The 26,003-nt window shown below is 39.4% G+C and carries 21 protein-coding genes; 16 read left to right on the top strand and 5 right to left on the bottom strand.

Annotation, left to right across the window (positions count from 1 at the left end):
* Nucleotides 1–104: 104 nt before the first annotated feature.
* The 4 genes from DBR40_RS15465 to DBR40_RS15450 all read right to left on the bottom strand — a co-directional run bounded on the left by DBR40_RS15465 (nucleotide 105) and on the right by DBR40_RS15450 (nucleotide 5,537).
* On the bottom strand, nucleotides 105–1,043 hold the full coding sequence (locus tag DBR40_RS15465) for a DUF6607 family protein (RefSeq protein ID WP_124560653.1): 939 nt from the start codon (nucleotides 1,041–1,043) through the stop codon (nucleotides 105–107).
* Nucleotide 1,044: 1 nt separating this feature from the next.
* Nucleotides 1,045–2,268, bottom strand: a complete 1,224-nt coding sequence (locus tag DBR40_RS15460) for a PepSY-associated TM helix domain-containing protein (RefSeq protein ID WP_124560652.1) — start codon at nucleotides 2,266–2,268, stop codon at nucleotides 1,045–1,047.
* Between the two features lie 72 nt (nucleotides 2,269–2,340).
* Nucleotides 2,341–3,051 (bottom strand): DUF4198 domain-containing protein, encoded by a 711-nt coding sequence (locus tag DBR40_RS15455; protein ID WP_158674058.1) that lies wholly within the window; start codon nucleotides 3,049–3,051, stop codon nucleotides 2,341–2,343.
* A gap of 59 nt (nucleotides 3,052–3,110) precedes the next feature.
* Nucleotides 3,111–5,537, bottom strand: coding sequence for a TonB-dependent receptor (locus tag DBR40_RS15450; RefSeq protein WP_124560650.1), 2,427 nt, complete (start codon nucleotides 5,535–5,537; stop codon nucleotides 3,111–3,113).
* 493 nt (nucleotides 5,538–6,030) lie between these two features.
* Here DBR40_RS15450 and DBR40_RS15445 point away from each other — a divergent pair, with 493 nt between their 5' ends.
* From DBR40_RS15445 to DBR40_RS15430, 4 genes are read left to right on the top strand one after another with little or no spacing between them, the layout of a single operon-like run.
* Complete coding sequence (locus tag DBR40_RS15445) at nucleotides 6,031–9,210, top strand: SusC/RagA family TonB-linked outer membrane protein (RefSeq protein WP_124560649.1); 3,180 nt, start codon at nucleotides 6,031–6,033, stop codon at nucleotides 9,208–9,210.
* A 10-nt stretch (nucleotides 9,211–9,220) separates the two neighbouring features.
* Nucleotides 9,221–10,738, top strand: coding sequence for a RagB/SusD family nutrient uptake outer membrane protein (locus DBR40_RS15440; protein WP_124560648.1), 1,518 nt, complete (start codon nucleotides 9,221–9,223; stop codon nucleotides 10,736–10,738).
* 27 nt (nucleotides 10,739–10,765) lie between these two features.
* Nucleotides 10,766–11,452: a hypothetical protein gene (locus tag DBR40_RS15435; protein WP_124560647.1), complete on the top strand. Its 687-nt coding sequence runs from the start codon at nucleotides 10,766–10,768 to the stop codon at nucleotides 11,450–11,452.
* Between the two features lie 19 nt (nucleotides 11,453–11,471).
* A complete protein-coding gene (locus DBR40_RS15430) occupies nucleotides 11,472–12,455 on the top strand; it encodes a DUF5007 domain-containing protein (RefSeq protein WP_124560646.1) in 984 nt (327 codons plus the stop codon).
* Between the two features lie 75 nt (nucleotides 12,456–12,530).
* Here the strand turns inward: DBR40_RS15430 and DBR40_RS15425 are convergent, their stop codons facing one another.
* Nucleotides 12,531–13,229 carry a DUF4397 domain-containing protein gene (locus DBR40_RS15425; protein WP_124560645.1) on the bottom strand — a complete coding sequence of 233 codons (699 nt, stop codon included), beginning with the start codon at nucleotides 13,227–13,229 and terminating at the stop codon, nucleotides 12,531–12,533.
* A 582-nt stretch (nucleotides 13,230–13,811) separates the two neighbouring features.
* Between DBR40_RS15425 and DBR40_RS15420 the strand changes: the two genes are divergently transcribed.
* The 12 genes from DBR40_RS15420 (at nucleotide 13,812) to argH (ending at nucleotide 25,984) form a co-directional block, all read left to right on the top strand.
* On the top strand, nucleotides 13,812–14,510 hold the full coding sequence (locus tag DBR40_RS15420) for a GNAT family N-acetyltransferase (RefSeq protein ID WP_124560644.1): 699 nt from the start codon (nucleotides 13,812–13,814) through the stop codon (nucleotides 14,508–14,510).
* Between the two features lies 1 nt (nucleotide 14,511).
* Nucleotides 14,512–15,702 (top strand): argininosuccinate synthase, encoded by a 1,191-nt coding sequence (gene argG / locus DBR40_RS15415; RefSeq protein WP_124560643.1) that lies wholly within the window; start codon nucleotides 14,512–14,514, stop codon nucleotides 15,700–15,702.
* A 104-nt stretch (nucleotides 15,703–15,806) separates the two neighbouring features.
* Entirely contained in the window at nucleotides 15,807–16,157 is a 351-nt protein-coding gene (locus DBR40_RS15410) for a cupin domain-containing protein (protein WP_124560642.1), read from the top strand.
* Nucleotides 16,150–16,620 carry a GNAT family N-acetyltransferase gene (locus tag DBR40_RS15405; RefSeq protein ID WP_124560641.1) on the top strand — a complete coding sequence of 157 codons (471 nt, stop codon included), beginning with the start codon at nucleotides 16,150–16,152 and terminating at the stop codon, nucleotides 16,618–16,620. Before DBR40_RS15410 ends, DBR40_RS15405 begins: the two co-directional genes overlap by 8 nt.
* Nucleotides 16,621–16,622: 2 nt before the next feature.
* Nucleotides 16,623–17,606, top strand: coding sequence for an N-acetyl-gamma-glutamyl-phosphate reductase (gene argC / locus DBR40_RS15400; protein ID WP_124560640.1), 984 nt, complete (start codon nucleotides 16,623–16,625; stop codon nucleotides 17,604–17,606).
* Between the two features lie 83 nt (nucleotides 17,607–17,689).
* Nucleotides 17,690–18,820, top strand: coding sequence for an aspartate aminotransferase family protein (locus DBR40_RS15395; protein ID WP_124560639.1), 1,131 nt, complete (start codon nucleotides 17,690–17,692; stop codon nucleotides 18,818–18,820).
* A 168-nt stretch (nucleotides 18,821–18,988) separates the two neighbouring features.
* Nucleotides 18,989–19,960 (top strand): acetylornithine carbamoyltransferase, encoded by a 972-nt coding sequence (locus tag DBR40_RS15390; protein WP_124560638.1) that lies wholly within the window; start codon nucleotides 18,989–18,991, stop codon nucleotides 19,958–19,960.
* Between the two features lie 105 nt (nucleotides 19,961–20,065).
* Nucleotides 20,066–20,854 (top strand): acetylglutamate kinase, encoded by a 789-nt coding sequence (argB, locus tag DBR40_RS15385; protein WP_124560637.1) that lies wholly within the window; start codon nucleotides 20,066–20,068, stop codon nucleotides 20,852–20,854.
* Nucleotides 20,855–21,104: 250 nt separating this feature from the next.
* Complete coding sequence (gene proC / locus DBR40_RS15380; protein WP_124560636.1) at nucleotides 21,105–21,914, top strand: pyrroline-5-carboxylate reductase; 810 nt, start codon at nucleotides 21,105–21,107, stop codon at nucleotides 21,912–21,914.
* Between the two features lie 144 nt (nucleotides 21,915–22,058).
* On the top strand, nucleotides 22,059–23,126 hold the full coding sequence (locus DBR40_RS15375; RefSeq protein ID WP_124560635.1) for a M20 family metallo-hydrolase: 1,068 nt from the start codon (nucleotides 22,059–22,061) through the stop codon (nucleotides 23,124–23,126).
* Nucleotides 23,127–23,227: 101 nt separating this feature from the next.
* On the top strand, nucleotides 23,228–24,646 hold the full coding sequence (locus DBR40_RS15370) for a sialate O-acetylesterase (protein ID WP_124560634.1): 1,419 nt from the start codon (nucleotides 23,228–23,230) through the stop codon (nucleotides 24,644–24,646).
* A 6-nt stretch (nucleotides 24,647–24,652) separates the two neighbouring features.
* Entirely contained in the window at nucleotides 24,653–25,984 is a 1,332-nt protein-coding gene (gene argH, locus DBR40_RS15365) for an argininosuccinate lyase (protein WP_124560633.1), read from the top strand.
* Nucleotides 25,985–26,003: the final 19 nt, after the last annotated feature.

Raw genomic sequence — 26,003 nt, 5'->3', positions numbered from 1 at the left:
AATTGCAAATCCCGACTAACATTGAAATCGCTAACAAAAAAATGGTTGATGGTTAACCGCATCGCGATTCACCATCAACCATTAGCGATAAAAAACAATCCGTTTTACTTAGCCAGATATGGCTGTAAGGCTGTTTTTACTTTTTCTTTATTTTGGGCAGCGGTCCATTTTTCTTTAACGGACTGATCTCCTAAATTGAAAAGTGTTTCATAAAGTAATTTGCCATTGGCCATGGTTTTTACTTTAAAGGTATCGCCTGATCCGATAATATCGGCCCAAACACCGCGTACATCGGCCCAATAAGTTTGCTGGCTTGCCCACCATTTTTGTGCATAAGCAAATGTTTTAGGATCTATTTTGGTAAATTCTTCATAACCTTTTTCAACAGCCAGTAATTTATCGCCTTGCGGCGTGCGCACAACTTTTTTATTGTCTTGTTCAAACATCCATCCATCTTTGGTAATGGTAATTCTGCTTCCTCGGGTTAATACGTTATAGTCTTTACGTACGGTCGATTCTCTTCTGGGTAGGGGCGAATCGGTTTCGCTCGACCATGAATCGTGGCCACCAACATGACTCCAGGTTCCGAAACCCTGATAACGTGGGCTATCATCTACCTGATACACTTTTTGCGTCCATTTTCCTTTTACATCAGCTGCGGTGAAACTACCTTTTTTCCAGGCGTTATCTTGCGTGTAAAGCAAAACATTCGGGTCTTCATAAGTCCAGTCCTGGCGCCAGTGTTTAATTACCGTAGTATCGTTAATAGCAAGCATGTGCTGAATTACAATTCTTTTAGGCTCATCTACAATGATTTCTGCCCACTCACTTCCGTGGCTTTCGTAAGGTTTGCTGAATTTGTAATTTGGATCCGGAGCAGTTACTTCGCCGTAATTGAAATTCACTTCGTAAAAACCAGCTAAAGATTTGATTGCTTTTCTATCTTTTTCGAGTTTTTCTTCCGGCGAATCAACTTTTGTTTGCGCATTGGCGTTAAGGGTAATCATACTGCTTAACACCAAAATTAGGTTTAAGATTTTCATTTTATAATAAATTAGAGGTGTGCTTGTTTTCCGCAACTGCGGGATTTTTCTTCTTTTTCTTTTTGCCCCACCAGATAATAAATCCGGTTATAGGCAGGCTGGCTGCAATAAGACTTGCAAAAAATGCCATAATTTTTCCGGGCAGACCTAAAATGGCACCCACATGGATATCGTAGTTCATTCCAATCAAGGCTTCGCCTGCATTTTTTTCAGTCTGATTTTTACGGGCAAGCAATTTACCCGTGTACTGATCGAACAACAACACATCAAAATTCCAGTACGTTTCTGTTCCCCTGTATCCCGTGGCATATATTGGCGTTGTTCCGCCTTCTGCCGGCGACATGCCAATGCGATCGGCACCTTTGAAAGTATTTTTAGCCGTTTCAAAAGCTACATCAAAAGGGATAGCTGAAATTGTTTTGGTCGAATCTGATTTTGCTTCTGGTTGTTTAGGCGGAGTGGTGCTTCTTGCAGCTACTACATATACGGTTGATTGAAACCATTGAAAAGCCCATACCAGGCCAGTTAAGGCCAGCATCAGGCAAATAATCATCACATAAAAGCCCAGTACATTGTGCACATCGTAATTAATCCGCTTAAATTTAGCCTTCCACTTAATCTTAAAACTCTTGTCGAAATTTGATTTTTTGAGGTTTTTAGGCCACCACATAATTATGCCTGAGATCAAGAGAAAAACAAAAATGATGGTAGACCAGCCAATAATTTGCTGCCCGATGGGGTGATTAATAAGGAAGCTCCAGTGAAGCATTTTGATGATGCCAAAGAACTCATATTTGTGATCGGCAACCAAAGTAACCTTTCCGGTATATGGGTTAATGAGGACCAGATCGTAATAATCTATCGAATCGAAATACCAGAAAGCGTCTGGATTACCCGCTTTATAAGTGCCAAACTCCCAGGCCCTGTCGGGCTCGGCATAAGTGGATAAGAAAGTGATTTTTTTCTTGCCGCCCAGTTCTTTTTCGGCAGTTGCTGTTAATGTACTTAAGGCAATGGTTTTTCTGTTAGCGGGTACCTCAACAAACACCTCTTTTCGGTGAATGAATTCGGTAATCTCTTTTTGGAAAGCGAAAATACAACCAGTAATACCCAGGTGGAAAACCACCAGGCCAGAGGCAATACCCAACCACAGGTGTAACCAATCGCTAATCCGTCTCAGTCGCGATTTATTTGTTTTTTTCTGTATTGGTTTTGTTAGCGCCATTAAGCTTTGTTTAATGAAAGAACCAATTGACAGATTAAAGTCAATTGGTTAATTGTTTTTTGATAAAATGCCTTAGTTTGCCTGAGTGGTGTAGGTAACCAGGTGCCAGATTTTATCGTAATCTTTTCCGTTTAGTTTCCCCGGGGTTTTATCTTCGGTAAACGCCTCCAGGAAATAATTTCCTTTGGCGGCAGGTTTAAAAGTAAACTTACCTCCCGCATCAGTTTCGGTAGGCTGTGATTTTTTATCCGGACCCACCACTGTTAATTTCTTGTTTGCAAAAGGTGCTTTGTTGTAAATCACCTGGTGTATGGCCGTTTCTCCTGCTTTCAATGCATGTTTATCTGGTCTGATGGTTAAGGCAGCGTCAGCCGGAAAGGTGGTATTTATTTTCAGGGTACTTACTGCAACATCGGCAAAAGCATAATATTCGATTTTTGCTTTTTCGTAAACAGCAGCAACTTCATGCACAACAGAAAGTTTGTAAGTGCCACCCTGATCGGGTGTAAAGCTGGCTTTGTAAAAAAGTACATCAGGCGAAGCGGTTAAAACTTTAGTGCTACCATTTGGAGCTGTTAGAACCAGTTTAAAATCTTTAAGGTTACTGAACCATTTGGCTGCCGAATCGGGCTCACCGCTTTCGTATTCGCCAAAGAAAATTTTCACTTCCTGTGCCTGGCCTTTTTTGCCTGTAGCCGATGTTTCTATCCATAAAGCATGTGCAAAAGCGCCAGAGATACTGAAGGCCAGAAAAAATAATAATAATGAGATTTTAGTTTTCATGTTTTCGGTTTTTAAACCATGCGGTACTGATCTGATCCAGTATCGCATGGTATGATGGATTAAAATTTATAGGTTACACTACCCGTAAAAGTTCTGAGATCTTGCGGGTTCATGGTGCTGTAGCCTGTCCAGTACTTTTGATTAGTAAAGTTGTCGACTTTGACACCGATTCTAAATCTGCTGTGATCGTAGAATACCGAGGCGTTGTAAACCTTATAAGCCGGTAAAATAAATACCCCTTGACTTACACTATTTACAATTTTGTTATCACTGGCGTAGTTACCACCTGCACCCAGGCCAAGGCCTCTTAACGAACCCGACAAGAATTTATAGCTTACCCATAAATTTGCCGAGTAAGGTGCGGCTGAGTAAGCATCTCTTCTGCCTTCAACATCAGGCGATGCATTTTCTAAATGGTTATCGTTATAGGCAAAGCCTGCGATAATATTTAAGCCGTTTACCGGGTTTGCAATAACTTCGGCTTCTATACCTTTGCTGATTTTGTTACCATCCTGAATCTGGGCATTTGGATTTGTTGGATCTAAATTATAACCCCTGACAATATCTTTCACTTTGATGTAGTAGTAAGATACCGATCCGGTTATTTTGCCGTTAAAAGCATTGGCTTTAATACCACCTTCAATCTGGTTAGCTTGTTCTGCTTTAAAAGCATCGCCTTTGTAATCTATACCATTGATGTTATTAAAACCATTTTGGTAGTTGGCAAATAATGATAACTGATCTTTAACCGGTTGAAATACCAAACCGAATTTTGGCGAGAAAACAGTTTGCTTGTAAGCGCCTTTCGGTGCCGAACCTGAACGGTCAGAATTGCCTTTATTGTCAAAACGATCAACCCTTAAAGCTGCAAGGGCAATTAACCTGTCGGTTAAGTTAATTACATCTGATGCGTAAGCACTATAGGTGTTGGATTTGAAGTTAACCGGATATTTAGAATAAGGGTTTGCCGCGTAAAACGCCGCTAAATTAGCCTCAGTAAAATTGTTGTAATTGGCACCTGTTCCGTTTTTGTTGGTAATATCGAAGGTGTCTATCGAGTAAAACAACTGATCGGAATTTTGGCGTAAATAATCTAGGCCAAGTACAACGCGGTTTTTAACTGAACCTAAGTTAAATGTACCGTTAAAGTTTTGTTGTACTTCGTAAGTGAAGATTTTACTGTTGTCGGTTGATTGATCTGCCCTTGATAAATTATCGGCACCGGGAGCTGCTGCAGGATTGAAGAAACTGTTTGGAACAAGAAAAAGATAAGTGCCACGACCATTTGAAAAGCTATAATTGCTCGAAAAACTAGTATGCGAAGACCAATTGTCGTTAAACTTATAATTGGCCTGACCAAAGAAATTCGAACTGTTGTATTTTTGTTTCATGGCATCGCCGGTGAACGATTTATCGTAAGGAATGCCAGATTGATCGGCCCTGTCAAAACCCAGTTGTGCAACCGGGAAATAGAAGAAAACGAATGGTTTTAAAGTGTTTTTACCATTGGCAATTTCAGCGTCAAAAACGAAGTCTAATTTGTCGTTTACTTTATACGACAAGCTTGGCGCGATAAAGAAGCCTTTGTCAAAAACATTTTCCTGAAAAGAACCCTTGTAATTATACGAAGTATTGATACGGGCATAAATATGGTTGGCTTTATCAACTGGGAAATTAAAATCGGTACTAACCCGGTTAAAATCGTAAGTGCCTGTTGAATAACTTACTGAGCCTCCCGTTCCTTCAAAAGGTTTTTTGGTGATGCGGTTAATTAAACCACCGTACGAAGTTAATGTACTGCCAAATAAAGTAGCCGATGGACCTTTAATAAATTCTACACTTTCTAAGTTGGCAACGTCGTTGCGGCCGGTAACGTTGCCCGCAATACCATTTCTTAACTTGGCCTGTACAATAAAGCCTCTCGATGCATAATAAGCACCACCATCGCCACCACGACCTGTAGATTCCCACATTTTTTGAATACCTGTAGCATTACGGGTCGCATCATCAACTGAAAACACAAGCTGGTCGGCCATAGTTTCTTTGGTAATGGTAGTATAAACCTGTGGGTTTTCTAAATTGTTAAGTGGCATTTTAGAAATGTATTCGCTCTTTTTAGCGATATATTTATTTACACCCTGGTTAATGTTTACCTCGCTCAACTGATTTGAATTTTGGCTGATTACCACGTCTACTACTTTGTTTTCGCCTGCCTGGATGGTAATGGTTTTTTCTAAATTTTGCATACCAACCGCCGATACCCTTAAAATGTAAGTACCCTGTTTAACACGTAAAATTTCATATAAGCCTTTATCATTGGTAACGTTCCCTAAGCCCTTGCCTTTTAAACCTACTGAAATGTAAGCCGCAGGCTTGCCATCTGAAGTGGTAATGGTACCTTTTAAAGTTCCTGATTGCTGTGCAAAAGCAAGGGTATTGATTAAGAGCATCACTGCGGTTAATACAAATAGTCTGATTTTATTCATTTTATTATTTTAAGAATATGTTTCATGCGAATTAAAATGGAAGCGCATGCTGGTTTTTTGTTCTTTAAAATTTATTTGGATTAATTCTAAAGAGACGCAAAATAACGGCAGAAATTTGGATTATCCAAATTATTTTGAATTATTCTAAATAGCGAGACAGAGCATTATGCATACTTCCCAAATTCAGGCAGAGTATTTAGGAAAAAGAAGATAGTTTAACGTTTTAGTTTATGATTTATTCAATAGTTATTTTTTGCAATTAACATTTACTCCAAAATTGTGTATGAATAATGGTTATTGGATCAAAAAAGTGCCATGTAGCTTGATGTAATCAACTTTTTACGTTGTGATTGCTGCTTTTTTCGGAATTAAATATTGTGTGATTGGAATTGTTTGGGTTAAAATATGGTTATTCTTAGTTAAAAAATAGTTGAACCCTAATTAAAATTACCGATACTTTTACTAGTAATCAAACCTAACTAACTAATCATCAATGGAAAAAACTTCTACAAGACATTGCTATGTTAAATTTTTAGCGGCCACATTTTTTTATTTATTAATTCCCTGGCTGGCTTTTGCCCAAAAAACAATAAAAGGAACGGTTTTAGATCAGAATGATAAACCAATACCAGGGGTATCTATTTTGGAGAAGGGGACAAAAAACGGGACTTCGACTAATGCTGATGGGAAATTCACATTGGCTGTACAGAGCGATAAAGCTGTGCTGGTTGCCAGGATAGTTGGTTTCGTTACCGCGGAAAAAACAATTACTGCAAGCGGTACCATAAACTTTTCTCTGCAGGATGACAATAAGATGCTAGATGAGGTAGTACTCATTGGTTATCAGAAAATAACCAGAAAAAAATCAACAGCCGCTATTTCCAGTATTTCAGGAAAAGAACTTGCCAATTTGCCTTCGCCAAGTTTCGACCAGCTGCTACAGGGTAGACTTGCCGGTATAAATGTTCAGAACTTTAGTGGTCAGCCTGGTGTAGCGCCAACCGTGTCGGTTCGTGGTAACTCTACAGGTAGCACCAGTTACGACCAGGTTAATACGGTAAGATCGCCACTATATGTGGTAGATGGGGTACCTCAGGCTTCTGAGGATTTTGTTCCACCAGGAACAGGTACCGGCACCAACTATTTGGCGGGTATAAATCCGAACGATATCGAATCAATCGATGTATTAAAAGATGCATCTGCTGCGGCCATTTATGGTTCGAGAGCGGCCAATGGCGTAATATTAATTACAACAAAAAAAGGAGTAAGTGGCGACACTAAAATTAATATAAGTAGCTATGTAGGTTTTTCGCAGCGGCCTGATTTGCGTGAAGCTACCATTGGCGCTACTGAACGCAGACAAAAAATGGAGGTTTTGCAAAGGCAACTCACTTACGACCAGAGAAGACAACTGCCTTATTTGCTTACTGATAGCTTGAATCCGGTATTTAATGGAAATACCGACTGGCAGGATCTGTTCTATCGTTTGGCTAAAATAAACGATAACAACATCAGTTTAACCGGTGGTTCGGATAATGGAATGACTTACCGCTTTAGCGGTGGCTATTACAATGAGCAGGGGATCGTAAAAGGTACAGGCGTTAAACGCTATAGTACCAGAATCAACTTATCAACAAAAGCACTTAATAAAAAATTGACGATCAATCCTCAATTTTATTATTCAAGAACTGATAGAGGCAGGGGTGGCGAAGATCCCAACAACTCATCAAATCCTACCAGGCTTGGTGCGGGCAATTTACCTTCGTCACTGATCAATCTTTCGCCAGAAAAACTCGAATATTATGTAAGCCCAAATAGCGAAAACATAGACCGTAATATCAGTAACCAGTTTGGTATCAACCTTAATTTAAGTTATGAGTTTAATAAACATTTTACGCTAAACTCCCAATCATCATATACATCAGATAATCAACGAAGAGATGGGAGTTTTAGTAGCTTGTTAAACAATGGATTGGGAAATAGCGCCAGCAGTTTTTCTTCAAGCGGAATAGGATTAAGAGCTTCTAATTATTTAAATTATAGCGGTTCACTGGGTAAACATACATTTAATGTTTTAGCAGGGCAAGATATAGAATATAATCAGTACGAAAATACACAAGCTGCTGGCTTTGGTGGTCCTTCTGATAATATAACAGTTGTGACTGGTTTTCAGCAGGCTAACATTTTTGCCTCATCACAATACCGTGGCCATGGATTAATTGCATATTACAGCCGTTTTAGCTATGATTATGCCGATAAATACTTATTATCTGGCTCGATAAGGACTGATGGCTCATCGGGCTTTGGTGAAAACAACAAATATGGTTTTTTCCCGTCAGTATCTGTTGGTTGGATCTTGTCTGAAGAAAATTTCATGAAAAACATGACCAATAATCCATTTAGCCTCATTAAAATCAGGGGTAGTTATGGTGTTACAGGTAACGAAAATCTAAATAATGCCTACGTCCAATACAATAAGTATCTGGTTAACAATGGTATTTTTGATGGTAATGGCGGCGCATCCTCTTACAATGGTGTTACGGCTATCACACCTAATTTTAATAATGGTGTAGCCCAAAAGAATTTGAGCTGGGAAAAATCTACACAGTGGAATATTGGTACGGATTTAGAAATTCAAAATGGGAAGTATGCCATTACCTTTGATGTTTATAATAAAGAAGTAAAGGATAAGTTATTTAACGTTGATTTGCCGGTTACCTCGGGTTACGATGTGGCTTTTACCAATGCTTTTTCAGTACGTAACTCAGGTTTGGAGCTTACTTTTAACGGTACCCTGATCAGCAAGCCATTTAAGTGGTATACTTCATTTAATCTTTCTTATAATAAGAACCAGATTATGAGCTTGCCTAATGGTGGCCGCGATATCATTTTGAGAGGTGATCGGTTTGATAAAACCCATATTCTATCAGTGGGTAGCCCACTTAATGCATTTTACCTTTATCGAACCAAGGGTGTATTTTCAAGAACCGGAGATATTCCACAAAATCCATTTACCGGCGAACGTTACCGGAACAGTAACGGCACTTTTAACGAAGGAGATTTTTACCTGGCCGATTTAGATGGCGATTATTTTGTAGATATTTTTAATGATGGTATTAATCCGGACAAACAGCCAATTGGCGATCCGAATCCTCGTTTTACAGGTGGTTGGACCAATAATTTTAGCTACAAAAATTTCTCATTGAGTGTTTTTGCAACATTTACCTTTAAAAGAGATGTGCTAAACTTGTTCGATTCAGACCGTTTTGCAAATTCTCAGGATGGAAATGCAATCTACCAATTTGCCAGCTTCTCTACGCCTGATTTGGATAAATTAAATATTTGGAGAAATCCGGGTGATAACGCCGAGTATGCTAAATACGATTTGGGTACTTACCGTTATTATTATACAGGTGCACAAACGTTTTTCTTAGAAAAGGGAGGGTATTTAAGGATAAAAAATATTACGCTGGGGTACGATTTAGGTGCCAAAACCCTTAGTAAGTGGGGCTTAAGTCAGTTTAAAGTGTTTGCTATGATCGATAATGTGCACATGTTCCAGCAATCTAAAAAATTGCCAGATGCAGAGGCTGTAAACGGATATGGTGAGTATATCGGAACGGGATATCCGATCCCGAAAAAATATACTTTAGGTCTTCAAGTTCAATTTTAATACCATTAAGATGAAAAATATAATAACAAAACTCAGCATATTAAGCACTGTAATCATTATTTTAAGTACCAGTGCTTGTAAAAAGCTACTTTACGAAGAACCTAAAGATGCGCCATACGAGCAAACTTTCTGGAAAACGGCTAAAGATGCAAGAGGTGCTATGGCTGGTAATTATGCCTTGTTCCGCAATGCCATTACCAACAAAAATAACCGCTACTATATGTATGGCGATGCCATTGCTAAAAACTACTTTACCATGCAGTATACCGGCGATGGGCTGGAGGGGATACAAAACGGCGATTTCACCTTTCAATACAACTTAAACACATTGGCTAATTACACACTTTATTATAAAAGTATAGCCATGTCTAATCTCATATTACAGAAAGCAGCTGCTATGACAGATGCACAATTATCTACAGAAGATGATGCTACTGAATTTAGAAATAACATTTTAGGTCAGGCTTATTTTTTAAGGGCCTTAAGTTATTTTATGATGGTACGCGTTTGGGGTGATGTGCCAATTGTTACCGAATCTTATGAAGATCCGCTTAATGCACCTCAATTACCCAGAAAACCAAGAGCAGAGGTAATGAAACTGGTAGAGGATGACTGTCATAAGGCCATTAATTTGTTGGGTTGGACCTATAGCAATACTGGCGATGCGAAAGTGACGGCCAATAAAGGATCTGCTTATGCACTGTTAGCCCATTTGTATTTGTGGCGGGCAACCATGTCTGATGTCTCCACAGATGCGCCAAATATGGTAGATGTAAACAGTGCCGATACAACTATTAATACCTTGATTAGTCGCGGTGGTTATACCTTAACCGATAAGGCCAATTATAAAAATACATTTATAGGACGCTCTTCGGAAGGTATTTTTGAGATTAATATTAGCGAAAATACGCTTGAGGGGTCGGCAAGTTCGGTAGGTGCAGAATTTTTAAACGGAAGCTACATTAATGGTTTTGGTAATAACCCCAGGTTTTATGTCGTGCCAAGGTATATCAATGATCATTTTTATACTGATACTGATATCAGGTTAAAAAAAGGTTTTGATTTTACACTGCCCGAAAAACCAATGTGTATTAAATACAGCAATGTAACTTACCGAAATCCGGGACAAAAATTAAACCCTTATTTAAGCAATAACATCATCATATTCAGATTAGGGGATATGCAGTTACTAAAAGCAGAAATTGCACTTTATAAAGGCGATGCAGCTACTGCAACTACAATTATCAATAACTTTAGAAAAAGAAATGATCCTTCTCCTGTTCTGGTAGACAATGGCTTATCGGTAAGTGATGTAATGGACGAATATATTATAGAACGTGGAAGGGAAATGTTTTTGGAAGGACATTTATTTTATGATTTGCTGCGGACCAGAAGATATGGCTTTATTGTAGACTGGCTTCCTGAAGCAAGATTTAGAAAAGAAGGCTTTTATTGGCCTTTAGATCCTGCTTTGTTTAGGAACAATCCTTATCTGAAACAAACTACCTATTGGTTGGGTAAAGTATAAATAAATTTAATCCTAAGATTAAAAATCATGAAAAATAATATTTTAATATATATATGCATAATCTTAACTGCCTTATCGGCATGTAAGAAAGACGATTATAAACGTGATGGAGGTACTAGTAATGCCTATGTGGATATGACCACCTACGATTATTTAAAATCTAACCGAAATTTTGATTCTTTGGTGAAAGTAATTGATAAAGCGGGCTTAAAAGATATCGTAAATGGAGATGTTACCTTCTTTGCTGCTACCAATTATAGCGTTGCCGATTATGTAAAGGCAAAGAAGAACCAAAAGGCTATTGAAACCGGGAATGAAAATTTTAATTTCGGAATAAAGGATATTCCATCGAAGGAGCTAAGCGATTCTTTAAAAACCTATCTGTTTGCAGGAAAAATAAACAGGGATCAGATTACGCTTGGGGGTAAATTATACAATAGTGTATTAGGTGTAATTCCAAACGTCCAGTATATGATAAAATTTAGACGTTCTTATGAATACGGTCAGTATATAAATTACGTAGATTATGTTACTTATACTAAGGTGATTGGTACACGTGATGATAAAGAACCCGATTTGAATGCTATACCCGAAAATCAAAAAGATAAAGCCGCGGATGTTCAAACTTCCGGCATCGTAACTAAAACCGGAATTGTTCATGTTTTAACTGGAAATCATCGTTTGTTCTTTAATGCACAACCTTTAGGGAATTAAACCATAAATATTATCAAATATGAAAGTTAAATATATTTTAGGCCTACTATTCTTATTAAGCATATATGCCTGTACAAAAATTGAGAAAGGTTTCCAAAGTGATGGAATTCGTTATAAAGACAATGATATTTTTGCCAAAAGGGGATTAATCCTTTTCCAGTCTGATAGAATTAATGCTGATGGATCTACGCCTCCTTACACCTTTAAAATGTTAAACCTGAGAAAAGAGGACGGCTCTCCGGCGCCGGCAGAATTTTCAAAAGAATATGAAATTTTGGTGTTTAAAACAGGAATGAATTTTGATCCGGAAACAGATGTTACGCGTGAACAACTGGATAAAAAGAGAGAGTTAGTTAAGCGGTTACCCATGTACTTTAATGAAAATAGCGGCCAGCTTACCTTTAATAAAGCTTCGGCTAATTTGCCATTGGGCAGATATATTTTTGATGTAGAGATGACCAACGTTACCGGCACAAAGCTTTTTCCAAAACTGGCTACGATCAACGTGGTAGATCCGGGCATCGATGATTTATTCGTTATCACAGATGATGTTGCTAACGGCTTTAATGATGTTACGGGTGCAGTAACGCCGATGAAAAACCCAATCATTACCTGTACCAAAATATCTAACAGTGGTGCGAGGGCCATTTTAAAGATGGTTGATAAAAATGGTAAAGTTTTTAATCCTAAAGCAGGAGAAATTATAGCAAGGGGAGATAGGCCAATTTTTGAAAACTATGCTAAATTCAACCCGGTTATTCAAACTGATACCGCTATGATCTGCGATTTTGAGGTAGCACCGTTTCCTTTAACAAAATACGTTACACCAACTACCGATTGGGGGTTCTTAATGTATTACAGAATACCGAGTACCTTTATCAAGTCAATAGATGGCTTTCCGGCATCGCCAGGTTTTTCTGTAAATCCAAGATGGTCGTGGCAATTGAAGTTAGAAGGTACTTATGTAATCCAGGTAAAATTTCCTGATGTAATCAAAAAATAATCATTTCAGTTTTCAACAAAGGCGGCAATTTTCTAAAAGAAAATTGCCGCCTTTGTTTTGGGATTTTTAATCTTCTTACTTAATCAATATCACTTGCAAGCTTAACGGTCTTTCCGTATCATTTGCAGGTGTTACTAGCCCTCCACAAATAACATCGTAATGGTAGCCCGCCACAAAGGTAGTACTGGCTGATGTAGCCTTAACTGTTCCTGAGGAGGTTTCTTTAGTGTCAAGCGTATAAGTTCCGGCATCAACAGTGGTAAAAGCACTTGCTGTTTTATAAGCCTTGTTGGTAGCCAATGTGGTAGTTGCGCTGGTTTTAGCCAGATCTAACGCGGGTGCATCAGGCGATAAGTTGATAAAACGCACATAAGCTTTGTCGGTAGCATTGATGCTCAAGTCGTCGGCAATGGTGTAAATATCTAACGCCGCAGGCTTATTAATCAGGTAAGTAGAATAATAGGTGTTTACGCCCAGGGTTACGGTTTTGCTCAGCAGGCTTTCAGCGCTACTGGCTGTGGTAAATTTTAAAGTATAGGCACCTGGTGCATAAGAACCGTAAGCAGCCGAGCCACCGAAAGGTAAGGCCGCCGAAGTAACCATGGTACCATTGAAATAAGCATTATAAGTAGCTGAAGAAGGCGAGGCATTTACAACCCTTAAATAGGAAATCGTAGTATCTGTCTCATCTTTTTTGCAGGAAGTTAATGCGGTTAAAACAACGAAAATAAATAAAGGGATAAATTTGAGATTGAAAGGAGTAAAATTCTTCATCTTTTTTTGAAATTTGATTTAAATATTAAAGGGTATCCATAAAACGGTTGCCTGGCAATTTTCGCTACAAGCCCACAAATATTGCTTTTAAACCTTATTGGAGGTTGTTAAATCATGTTAAGCAGATGTTAAAGTTTACCGGCTTTTTTTAACAATGTTAACATTGGCCGGTTGGATTTAATTCGATCTGCCTAACAATTGCTTTTTAATTTTAAATGAATGTGTGCGTTTAGGCATAATTAAGTCAGATTAGTTTAAAAAATTAAGCTCAAGGCATAAAAAAATGATGATAATATTGTGTAACTCGATTTTTATTTAAACCTTTGCACCTCAATAGAGTTAAAGCCGTTTTAATACGCAAGAAATGATTAAGCAATTTTTACATAAACTTTCTGTTTTCACAGCCCATTTGGTTGCTGGTGAGAGTTTATTTATTAATCGTTTTCAACCCGTATTTTATTACCCCACAAGCCGGCAAAATTTTACTCCACGTATTTAGTACTCAACTAAACGTAACGAGGAATTGATCCTCTCTAAAAACCCAATTAACAAGAATACTTATAATTTTTCGTTAGAAAACGAATGGATATTAACGAATTTATAGTGCAGGTTGCACTTCCTGAACATCGTGTATTTGCAGAAGAAATTGTAACCGAGATGGCCGAATCTGCGAAAGCGCGTGGTACGGGTATCGCGAAGCGTTCGCCAGAATACATCTCTAACAAGATGCAAGAAGGCAAATCGGTTATTGCTTTTCACAAGGATGGTTCATGGGCCGGATTTTGCTATATCGAAACCTGGAGCCACGGGCAATTTGTGGCCAACAGTGGTTTGGTAGTAAGTCCTAAATACCGCAAAGCCGGACTGGCAAAGGCCATTAAAAATGAAATTTTCGGCTTATCGCGAAAGTTGTACCCAAAGGCAAAAATATTTGGTTTAACAACAGGCTTAGCGGTAATGAAAATCAATTCAGATTTAGGCTACGAACCTGTTACTTACAGCGAACTTACCCAGGATGAAGAATTTTGGAAAGGCTGCCAGAGTTGCGTGAACTTCGAAATTTTAAAAATGAAGGAACGTAAAAATTGCATGTGCACCGCCATGCTTTACGATCCGGCTGAGAAAAAACACGAAGTAGCCAAACAATTTGCCGAAGAACTGCAAAAGAAACCCAAATTATACGAGCGCTTTATGCGCATTAAACAACGTCTGGTTGTTAAACCTAAGCCAAAAACTGGCTTAAAAGCCCTTTTATTTTTATTTACCCTTTTATTTAAATAGCATGAAAAAAGTTGTTTTAGCATTTAGCGGAGGATTAGATACCTCATTTTGCTGTATTTACCTGGCAAAAGACCGTGGATTAGAAGTTCACTCGGTGATTGTAAATACTGGTGGTTTCTCTGATGAGGAATTACAGGAAATTGAGAAAAGAGCCTATGCTTTAGGAGTGAAATCGCATGCTGTGGTAGATGAAACAGAAGGTTATTACGAAGATTGCATTAAATACCTGATTTTCGGTAACGTATTGAAAAATGCTACTTACCCACTTTCTGTTAGTGCAGAACGCGTAAGTCAGGCTACAGCAATTGCTAATTATGTAAAGAAAATCGGTGCTGATTATGTAGCACATGGCAGTACTGGTGCAGGTAACGACCAGGTTCGTTTCGATATGATTTTTAATATCCTGATTCCAGGTGTTGAAATTATTACCCCAATCAGGGATTTAAAATTATCGCGTGAAGCCGAAATCGAATATTTAGCCGGCCATGGTGTTGAGTATAGCGCTGAGAAAGCAAGATATTCAATTAACAAAGGCTTATGGGGTACTTCGGTAGGTGGTAAAGAAACTTTAACTTCTAACGAAACTTTACCTGAAAGTGCCTGGCCAACGCAGGTTTCAGAAACCGAATCGCGCAAAATTGAGCTTACTTTCGAAAAAGGTGAACTGGTTGCTATTGATGGCGAAAAATTAGCGCCGGTAAGGGCTATCCAGAAATTACAGGCTATTGCACAACCTTTTGGTATTGGTCGCGATATTCACGTAGGAGATACCATTATCGGCATTAAAGGTCGTGTTGGTTTCGAGGCAGCTGGTCCTGTAATTATCATCAAAGCACACCACACTTTAGAAAAACATACTTTAACCAAATGGCAGTTAAGCTGGAAAGAGCAATTATCTTCTTTCTATGGTAACTGGTTGCACGAAGGTCAGTTCCACGATCCGATTATGCGGAACATTGAAGCATTTTTGGCTGATACACAAAAATTTGTGAGCGGTAAAGTGTTCGTTGAACTATTGCCATATCGTTTCCAGATTATCGGTATTGAATCTAACCATGATTTAATGAGCAACAAATTTGGTAGCTACGGTGAAATGAACAACGCCTGGAGCGGAGAAGATGTTAAAGGTTTCTCTAAAATTTTCGGTAACCAGGTAATGATTTGGCACAAAGTAAACGGAGAGGAAGCATAAGACTAAACGTCATTGCGAGGAGGCAGGACGAAGCAATCTTTTTAACGCTTATCCAAACCTAACGCAAGGCCTTGATCCAGCACTAAAATACTGAACACTTAAAAATGAAAGAAATCCTTTCCAAAGAGCAATGTCTGAACCACTACAAATGGGGTGATAATTGTGATGGTTGGAATTTTGTAAATAGCCCGGAGGCATCGGTTAAACAAGAGCTGATGCCTGCGAAAACCGCTGAGAAATTGCACTTTCATACTTATGCAGCGCAATTTTTCTTCATATTGAAAGGGCAGGCAACATTTTTAATTGAAGGTGAAACATTTACCGTTAACGCCAACAAAGGCTTGCAAATTAAAGCTGGCCACAAACATAAAATCATGAACAACGGGCCTGATGACCTGGAATTTATTCTTTTTTCCTATCCATCAACCCAAAACGACAGAACTGATTGTGAATAATATAGGAATTAAACGAGTAGGAATAAATGAAGCCCATCTGGTAGCGGGTCTGTTTAATCAATATCGTATATTCTACAATCAGTTTTCGGATATCGGGATGGCCAAGGCTTTTATCGATGAACGTTTGCAGCACAACGAATCGGTAATTTTTATAGCCATCGATGCGGATAACCAGCAAGCTATAGGTTTTACGCAGCTATACCCAAAATACTCCTCGGTAAGATTAAGTAAAAACTGGATCTTAAACGATCTGTACGTTGATGCAAATTACCGTAAACAAGGCATTGGCGAAAAGCTGATTAAAACCGCCATGGAGTTTGCCAAAACCACCGGTGCTACATTTGTACAACTGGAAACGGCTGTAGATAATTACAATGCACAGCATTTGTACGAAAGTATAGGCTTTATTAAACAGGCAAACGACGAAGATTTTTTTCTTTATAAAATAGTACTAAACTCATAGCGATGAATAAAATTAAAGCAGGGATAATTGGCGGGGCAGGTTACACAGGAGGCGAAATGCTACGCATTTTGGTTAACCACCCAAATGTTGAAATTGCTTTCGTAAATAGCACAAGTAATGCCGGAAATCTGATTTCTGATGTACATACTGATTTAATAGGCGATACCGATTTACGTTTCGTAAATGATATTCCGCAGGATATTGATGTGCTTTTTCTTTGCGTTGGCCATGGCGATGCAAAGAAGTTTTTAGCGGCAAATTCAATTAACGAAAACATCAAAGTAATAGATTTATCGCAGGACTTCAGGTTACACGAAAAATCTACTTTCGAAAACCGTCAATTTGTTTACGGCCTTCCTGAATTAAACCGCGATAAAATTAAATCTGCAAACAATATTGCTAATCCAGGTTGTTTTGCAACTTGTATCCAGTTGGGTTTATTGCCATTGGCTGCTAAAGGGTTGATAAACCAAGAAGTGCACATTAATGCTACTACAGGTTCTACAGGAGCAGGGCAGAGCTTAGCTACAACCTCTCATTTTAGCTGGAGAAATAATAATCTTTCTATTTATAAAGCTTTTGAGCATCAACACTTAAATGAGATCAGCGAAAGTTTGTTGCAGTTGCAGCCTTCACTTGCCCAGACATTGAACTTCATCCCACAAAGGGGTGCATTTACACGTGGTATTTTGGCCGCAATGTACATGGAAAGCGACCTCACTTTAGAAGAAGCGCAAACCATTTACGAAGATTATTACAGCGCGCATCCTTTTACGCATGTAAGCCGGAAAAATATTGATTTAAAACAGGTTGTAAATACCAATAAAGCATTGGTACATATCGAAAAACATGGCAATAAACTATTTGTAATCAGCATTATCGATAACCTGTTAAAAGGTGCCAGTGGACAAGCGGTTCAGAATATGAACTTAATGTTCGGACTGGAGGAAACTGCAGGCTTGAAGTTGAAAGCCGCGAACTTTTAATAACCTGTCATGCTGAGGCACGAAGCATCTGCAACTTACGCAACAGATTCTTCGTTCCTCAGAATGACAAAAACCTTAATAAAATGAACTTATTCGACGTTTACCCACTTAACGATATAGAAATTACCAAAGCAGCCGGCAGTAATGTTTGGGATGCTAACGGACAACAATATTTAGATTTATACGGCGGTCATGCTGTAATTTCAATTGGCCATACCAACCCGCATTACGTAAGTCGTTTAACCGATCAGTTAAGTAAAGTGGGATTTTATTCTAATTCAGTTAAAATTCCTTTGCAGGTACAACTGGCTGAGAAGCTGGGTGAAGTATCGGGCAAAAAAGATTTTCAGTTATTTTTATGTAACTCGGGCGCAGAAGCCAATGAAAATGCACTTAAACTGGCTTCTTTTTACAATGGAAGAAAAAAGGTAATTGCTTTTAGCGGTGCTTTTCATGGCCGTACCTCTTTGGCAGTGGCAGTAACCGATAATCCTAAAATTGTAGCCCCGGTTAATCAAACCGAGAACGTAATCTTTTTGCCGCACAATAACGAGGTGGCTTTGGAGGAAACTTTTAAAACGCAAGGCAATGAAATTTGTGCTGTAATTGTTGAGGGTATTCAGGGTGTTGGCGGAATTAAAGAAGCTTCGAAAAGTTTCCTGCAAAAAATACGCTCGCTTTGCGATGAGTACAATGCCGTTTACATTGCCGATTCAGTGCAGTGCGGTTACGGTAGAACAGGATTGTTTTACTCGCACGATTGGGCTGGTGTAGAAGCCGATGTATACACCATGGCCAAAGGTATGGGCAACGGATTTCCGGTAGCCGGAATTTCTATTGCTCCGAAATTTAAACCTTGGCATGGCGAACTAGGTACCACTTTTGGCGGTAATCACCTGGCTTGTGCAGCTGCATTGGCGGTGCTCGAAATTATGGAGCAGGATAACCTGATGAAAAATGCCGAAGAAGTTGGTAATTACCTCATTGCCGAACTGAAGAAATTTGAGCAGGTAAAAGAAGTTCGTGGTCGTGGTTTAATGATTGGTATTGAATTGCCTGAAGAACTGGCGCATGTTAAAAAGGAGCTTTTATTTAAACACTTCATTTTTACCGGCGAGGCAAAACCAAATGTAATCCGTTTGCTGCCAGCGTTAAACTTAACCAAAGCACATGCTGATGAGTTTTTGGCTGCGTTTGGTAAATTGGTAAAATAAGGTAGGTGGCAGGAAGGTAGAAGGCTGGAAGGCCTGGGATGAAAAGGCTAAGAATTGTAAATTAAAAAATTAAATCAGGCGGTATTAATCGCAATTGTAAATTTTGAGTGATGGAGGATTGAGGTGTAGCAAACCCTCAACCTTCCAACCTTTAACCTAATAAAAAAGATGAAATTGTTCACTTCCGTACACGATGTTCCAAACATCAAACAATTTGTAACTGATGCATTGGCATTGAAGGCTAATCCTTATGCACATCAGGATTTAGGTAAGAACAAAACCCTGGGTTTGGTTTTTATGAACCCAAGCTTACGTACCCGGTTAAGCACGCAGAAAGCAGCCTTAAATTTGGGTATGAATGTAATGGTGATGAATCTGGATAAAGAAGGCTGGGCTTTGGAAACCCAGGATGGGGTAGTGATGAATGGTTCTACAGTAGAGCATATCCGTGAAGCTGCGGCTGTTATGGGCCAGTATTGCGATATTTTGGGCTTGCGGTCGTTCCCGAAACTAAACAACCGTGAGGAGGATTACAGTGAAGATTTTTTTAACAAGTTTGTAAAATACTGTGCGGTACCAGTAGTGAGCCTGGAGAGTGCAACACGCCACCCCCTGCAGAGTTTTGCCGATATCATTACCATTCATGAAACATGGACCAAGAAACCTGACGGAGCAAAACCCAAGGTAGTTTTGGCCTGGGCGCCGCATGTAAAAGCTTTACCGCAGGCGGTACCAAATTCTTTTGCCGAATGGATGTGTAAGGCACAGGAAGAGGGCATGATCGATTTTACGATTGCGCAGCCTGAAGGTTATGAGCTGGCAGAAGATTTTACGCCAGGGGCTAAAATTGAATATAATTTAGAAGAAGCTCTTGTCGGTGCCGACTATGTTTATGTAAAAAACTGGAGCAGCTATAAAGAATATGGTAAGGTATTAACCTATCCTGACGGCTGGATGATGAACAACGAAAAGTTAAAAATCACCAACGATGCAAAAGTAATGCATTGCTTGCCGGTTCGCCGCGATTTAGAATTATCATCAGAGATTTTGGATGGACCAAACTCATTGGTGATCCACGAAGCGGGAAACCGTTTATGGGCTGCGCAAGCTGTAATTAAAGCGATGCTGGAAGAATTGTAAAACGTTCAGCCCCGGCTCGTGTCTTCACGAACCGAAATTGTTAATATGGTGAAATAAAACAATTAATGTGGTTCGTGGAGGCACGAACCAAGGAAAGCATAAGTTATGAAACAACTCACTATCATAAAAATTGGCGGCAACGTAATTGATAATTCTGAAAACCTGCACCGGTTTTTATTGGATTTTACGGCTTTGCCCGGTGATAAAATTCTGGTGCACGGGGGCGGCAAAATTGCAACCGAACTGGGCGAAAGTTTAGGCGTTGAAGCTAAAATGATTGAAGGCCGCCGGATTACCGATATTGAAACTTTGCGGATTGTAACCATGGTTTACGCCGGATTGATTAATAAAAATATGGTAGCACAGTTGCAGGCCAAAGGCAGTAATGCAATTGGCTTAACTGGTGCAGACGGAAATATTATTCAGGCAAAAAAACGTCCTGTAAAAGAAATCGACTATGGGTTTGTTGGCGATTTGGATGAAAATTCAGTATCTGCAACAACCTTAGATAATTTACTGAAAGCAGGTTTGGTACCTGTTTTATGTGCCATTACCCATGATGGGGAAACACAATTGTTAAATACCAATGCCGATACTATTGCCTCGTCGGTGGCGGTGGCGATGTCGGGCTTATATGAAACACGTTTGGTATATTGCTTCGAGAAAAAGGGCGTGCTGAAAGATGTAAATGATGATGGCTCTGTGGTGAGAGAAATTAGGGCAGATGAATTTGAAGGTTTGAAGGCTGATGGGACTGTTGCAGGTGGGATGATCCCGAAATTGCATAATGCTTTTGAGGCGATTAAAAAAGGTGTTTCGGCAGTGTATATTGGTAAAGCAGATGAACTGACTGAACTTGCAACAGGTACTTTTGGCACTAAAATGCTGAAGTAAGGTAGAAGGCTTAAAGGTTGAGGGCGGAAGGTTAATCTGTTATATAGGCTTTTGCAGAAAAAGGCTGAAATGTACTGGTTTTGCCTAATAAAACTAATAGCAGCGGGCACGGAGTGTAACGGAGTAAAGCGGATAGCAGGACAGAACATCAATAGTATGATGAAATTGCTTTTCAGAATAAAACAGAAAGCTGTGCAATCTTATAAACTGTGAAATCAAACGAACTAGAAACAATAAAACGAACCACAAAATGAAAAAAATCGCCATAATCGGTAGCGGAAATATCGGTTTATCTTTAGCAAAAGGATTGGTTAAAGCCAACTACACCACAACCAAAAACATTACCTTAACCAGGCGCAACACAGCCAATTTATATAAGTTTGCACAAGAGCGCTACAAGGTTACTGCCAATAACGCTGATGCAGCAGCTGATGCAGATGTGATTATTTTAGCTGTGCTGCCTCAGCAGTTAAATGTGGTTTTAGAGGAAATCCAATCGGCCATAAATCCTGCTAAACATTTGGTGATTTCAGTAATCTCGGGCGTAAGCTGTGCTGCGGTTCGCGAGAAACTGGATAGCGATGTTCAAATTATCAGGGCTATGCCCAACACTGCTATTGCGATAGGCCAATCCATGACCTGTATTGCAAGCGACAATGCTTCGCCACAAAATTTAGAAGATGTAACCCGCATGTTTGAAACGGTAGGTTCGGTAGTTAAAATAAACGAAGATTTAATGACTTCGGCTACTGCACTCTGTGCCTGCGGTATTGCCTTCTTTTTAAGGGGAATCAGGGCAGCTTCGCAAGGTGGGGTAGAAATTGGTTTCCATGCCGATGAAGCCTTGAAAATGGCCGTACAAACTGCAAAAGGAGCGGCCGATTTACTTTTATTACACGGAACACACCCAGAATCAGAAATAGATAAGGTAACTTCGCCGAAAGGTTGCACCATTGCAGGGTTAAACGAAATGGAGCACAATGGTTATAGTTCTTCGCTGATAAAAGGTATTAAACTTTCGGCCTTAAAAGCTGGGAACTTGTACACTAAAGAGAGCTAAAAGCTTAAAGACTAAAGTTTAAAGAAGGACGTGCAATGCCTATACTTTTAAAGCTAAAATAAAACAGGTATCAAGTATTCAGTATCTCGAACAGGTTAATCCTGATACTGAATACTTGATACCAGATAAAGAGTACTTGATACTATGTCATTAGAAAATATACAAAAAGAAAGTCTGGACTTATTGCGGCAGTTAATCCGTATCCAGTCTTTTAGCAAAGAAGAAGATAGAACGGCGAATTTAATTGCTCAGTTTCTGGAAGAGAGAGGGATTAAGACCCAGCGTAAAATGAACAACGTTTGGGCCTACAACAAGCATTTCGATGCCGCTAAGCCAACCTTTCTTTTAAACTCGCACCACGATACGGTTAAGCCAAATTCTGGTTATACCCGTGATCCGTACGATGCAGCAATTGAAGGTGATAAATTATTTGGTTTGGGCAGTAACGATGCGGGAGGATGTCTGGTTTCGCTAATTGGAACGTTTCTGTATTACTACGATCAGGAAAATTTAAAATATAATATCTGTTTGGCTGCTACTGCCGAGGAAGAAATTTCGGGCAATAATGGTTTAGAACTGGTGCTGCCAGATTTAGGGGAGCTTGAATTTGGTATTGTAGGTGAACCTACAGAAATGAATTTAGCCATCGCCGAGCGTGGTTTACTGGTCTTAGATTGTGTATCGCACGGTAAAGCCGGGCATGCTGCACGTGAAGAAGGCGAGAATGCCATTTACAAAGCATTAAAAGATATTGAGTGGTTCAGAAACTACCATTTTCCAAAAGTATCAGAGGTTTTCGGCCCGTTAAAAATGACGGTGACCATTATCAATGCAGGTTCGCAGCATAATGTTGTGCCGGCCAATTGTACTTTTACAGTTGATGTACGCGTAACAGATTCCTATACCAACGAAGAGGTTTTGGAGATTATCCGTGCCAATGTTGATTGTGATGTTACCCCACGTTCTATCCGCTTAAAACCTTCGTCTATTGATAAAAACCACCCACTTGTACAGGCTGGAGTTGCTTTGGGAAGAACAACCTATGGCTCGCCAACAACTTCTGACCAGGCTCTACTGGATATTCCATCAGTAAAAGTTGGTCCGGGTTTTTCGGGCCGTTCGCACATGGCCGATGAATTTTTGTATGTTAGGGAAGTAGCTGAAGGTGTTGAAGGGTATGTTAATATGTTAAAACCTGTATTAGGTTTATAGCAGTTGTTGGTTTGAAATGACAAAATGAAACGACCAGGATTTATAAAAATCAAATGATTATAGCCTGTCAGTTTCATTATTACTTAAACAAATCTAAGCAGATGAAAAAAAATATCACATTTTTATTCTCCATCCTATTATTTAATTTTTTCGTTGCGAAAGCGGATATCCGGCTTCCTAATGTATTGGCCAGTAATATGGTTTTGCAACAAAAATCGACTACAAAATTATGGGGTTGGGCAAGTCCTGCTGAGAAAATTAAAATTACTACTTCATGGGACAATAAAACAATTGAAGTTACCGCAACAGGGAATGCCGATTGGCAAGCTAGTGTGCAAACGCCCGCTGCCGGTGGACCTTATACCATATCCTTTGAGGGGCAGAATAAAGTGGTATTGGAAGATATCCTGATTGGAGAAGTTTGGGTATGTGGCGGTCAATCAAATATGGAATGGAGTTACAACCAAACCATTAAAAGTATTAAAGAGGAGTTCGGGCAGCTTAGTGGCCTAAAAATCAGGCTTTTTCAGGTGCCTAAAGGCACTTCTAAATCTCCGCAGGACGATTTGCAGGCCAGTTGGAAAGTATGTGATAGTAATACTTTAAAGGCATTTAGTGCGGTAGGATACTATTTCGGCAAAAAATTAAATCAGAATTTAAATGTACCTATTGGCTTAATCGGGAGCAATTGGGGTGGTACGCCTGCTGAAGTTTGGACACCCGAGCAATTGGTAAATGCAGATACGTCTTTAAAGACGGTTGCAGAAAAGCGAGCTCAGGTTGCCTGGTGGCCGGTAAGCGCAGGCCTGGCTTATAATAGTATGATAGCTCCCTTAACCAATTTTAATATTGCTGGTGTTATTTGGTACCAGGGCGAAAGCAACCGCGATTTCCCTTCAACCTATAGCAAGCTATTAGGTAAAATGTTGGACGCATGGCGTAATAAATGGCAAAAAGATTTTCCCTTTTATTTTGTACAAATTGCACCGTTTAAATCGGCTATTGATAATGAGGTTGCGCTATTGCAGGAGCAACAGGCTAAATTTCTTGGTCAGAATACTAATGTCGGTATGGTTGTAGTTTCTGACATTACCGGCGATGTAACCAATATCCACCCTACAAATAAGAAAGATGTAGGCACCCGATTGGGCAATTTAGCTTTGTCTAAAACCTATGGAAAAATTATACCAGGTGCTGGCAGTCCCCTTTATCAATCTGTGAGCTTTAATGGGGCAAAGGCACAGGTAACTTTTAATATTGGCGATAGTAAAGGCCTTCAGTTACAGAGTGCAAATGTCGATGAGCTGTTTCTCGCTGGCCAGGATGGTATATTTTATCCTGCTAAGGCAAATATTGGAAAGAATATAATTACAGTAAGTAGCAATCAGGTTAAATCTCCTAAAGCGGTAAGGTACCAATTCAGTAATACAGGTATTGGAAATTTAAAAAATAAAGAAGGATTACCAGTAGCCCCTTTTAGAACAGATAATTGGGAAATAGGGCAGACGAAAATCAAATAATTAGACATGAAAATCTGGCAAAAAAATATAGATGTAAATAAATTTGTAGAAACCTTTACCGTTGGTAAAGACCGCGAACTGGATCTGCAAATGGCAAAATTTGATGTTTTGGGTTCTTTGGCCCACACAGAAATGTTGGAAACTATTAATTTGCTTACTGCTGATGAATTAAAAACCGTTCAGCAGGAACTGAAAAATATTTACGCCGAAATTGAAGCCGGTAATTTTACCATCGAAGATACTGTAGAAGATGTACACTCGCAGGTAGAGTGGTTGCTTACGCAGCGTATTGGCGAGGCGGGTAAGAAAATCCACAGTGGCCGCTCGCGCAACGACCAGGTTTTGGTTGATTTAAAACTGTTTTTCCGCGCCTGTATCGAAGACATGGTCGGTCAAACTGCAACTTTATTTAACCAGCTAATTGAACTGAGCAATACCCACAAAGATAAATTACTTCCGGGCTATACGCACTTGCAAATTGCTATGCCTTCATCGTTTGGTTTATGGTTTGGGGCTTACGCTGAAAGCCTTGCTGATGATATGGAACTGATGTTGGCTGCCTGGAAAATCACCAATAAAAATCCATTGGGTTCTGCAGCAGGTTACGGCTCGTCGTTCCCGTTAAACAGAACTTTAACCACTAAATTGCTTGGCTTTGAAAGCTTAAATTATAATGTGGTTTATGCACAAATGGGCCGTGGTAAAACCGAAAGAATCCTGGCGCAAGCCATGAGTGCAGTGGCCGCAACTCTTGCAAAAATGGCTATGGATGTTTGCCTGTTTATCAACCAGAATTTCGGCTTTATCAGTTTTCCACCTGAGCTTACCACAGGTTCGAGCATTATGCCGCATAAAAAGAATCCTGATGTTTTCGAACTGATCCGTTCGCGCTGCAATAAAATTCAGGCACTGCCAAATGAAATTGCCATGATGATCACCAATCTGCCATCAGGCTATCACCGCGATTTACAATTGTTAAAAGAGAACCTTTTCCCGGCAATTACTTCATTAAATGAGTGTTTAGAGATCGCTACGTTTATGTTCCAGAACATTACGATAAAGGATGATATTTTAAAAGATAAAAAATACGATTACCTGTTCAGTGTAGAAGTGGTAAACGATTTGGCATTGCAAGGTGTTCCATTTAGAGAGGCCTACAAAATAGTTGGCGAACAGATTGAAAGTGGTACTTTTGCACCATCAAGCCAAATACATCATACACATGAAGGCAGTATAGGTAACCTTTGTAACGAGCAAATTTCTGCTTCAATGAACGCTGTTTTAGCACAATTTGGTTTCGAAAAAGTGAATAAAGCGATAAGGGATTTGGTTAAATAACTCTTATTAAATCTCAAGT

Origin of the sequence: Pedobacter sp. KBW01 (genome assembly GCF_003852395.1) — a bacterium.
Classification (GTDB): domain Bacteria; phylum Bacteroidota; class Bacteroidia; order Sphingobacteriales; family Sphingobacteriaceae; genus Pedobacter.
The sequence above is the reverse complement of the archived record's forward strand: the minus strand, read 5'-3'. Positions and strand labels throughout refer to the sequence as shown.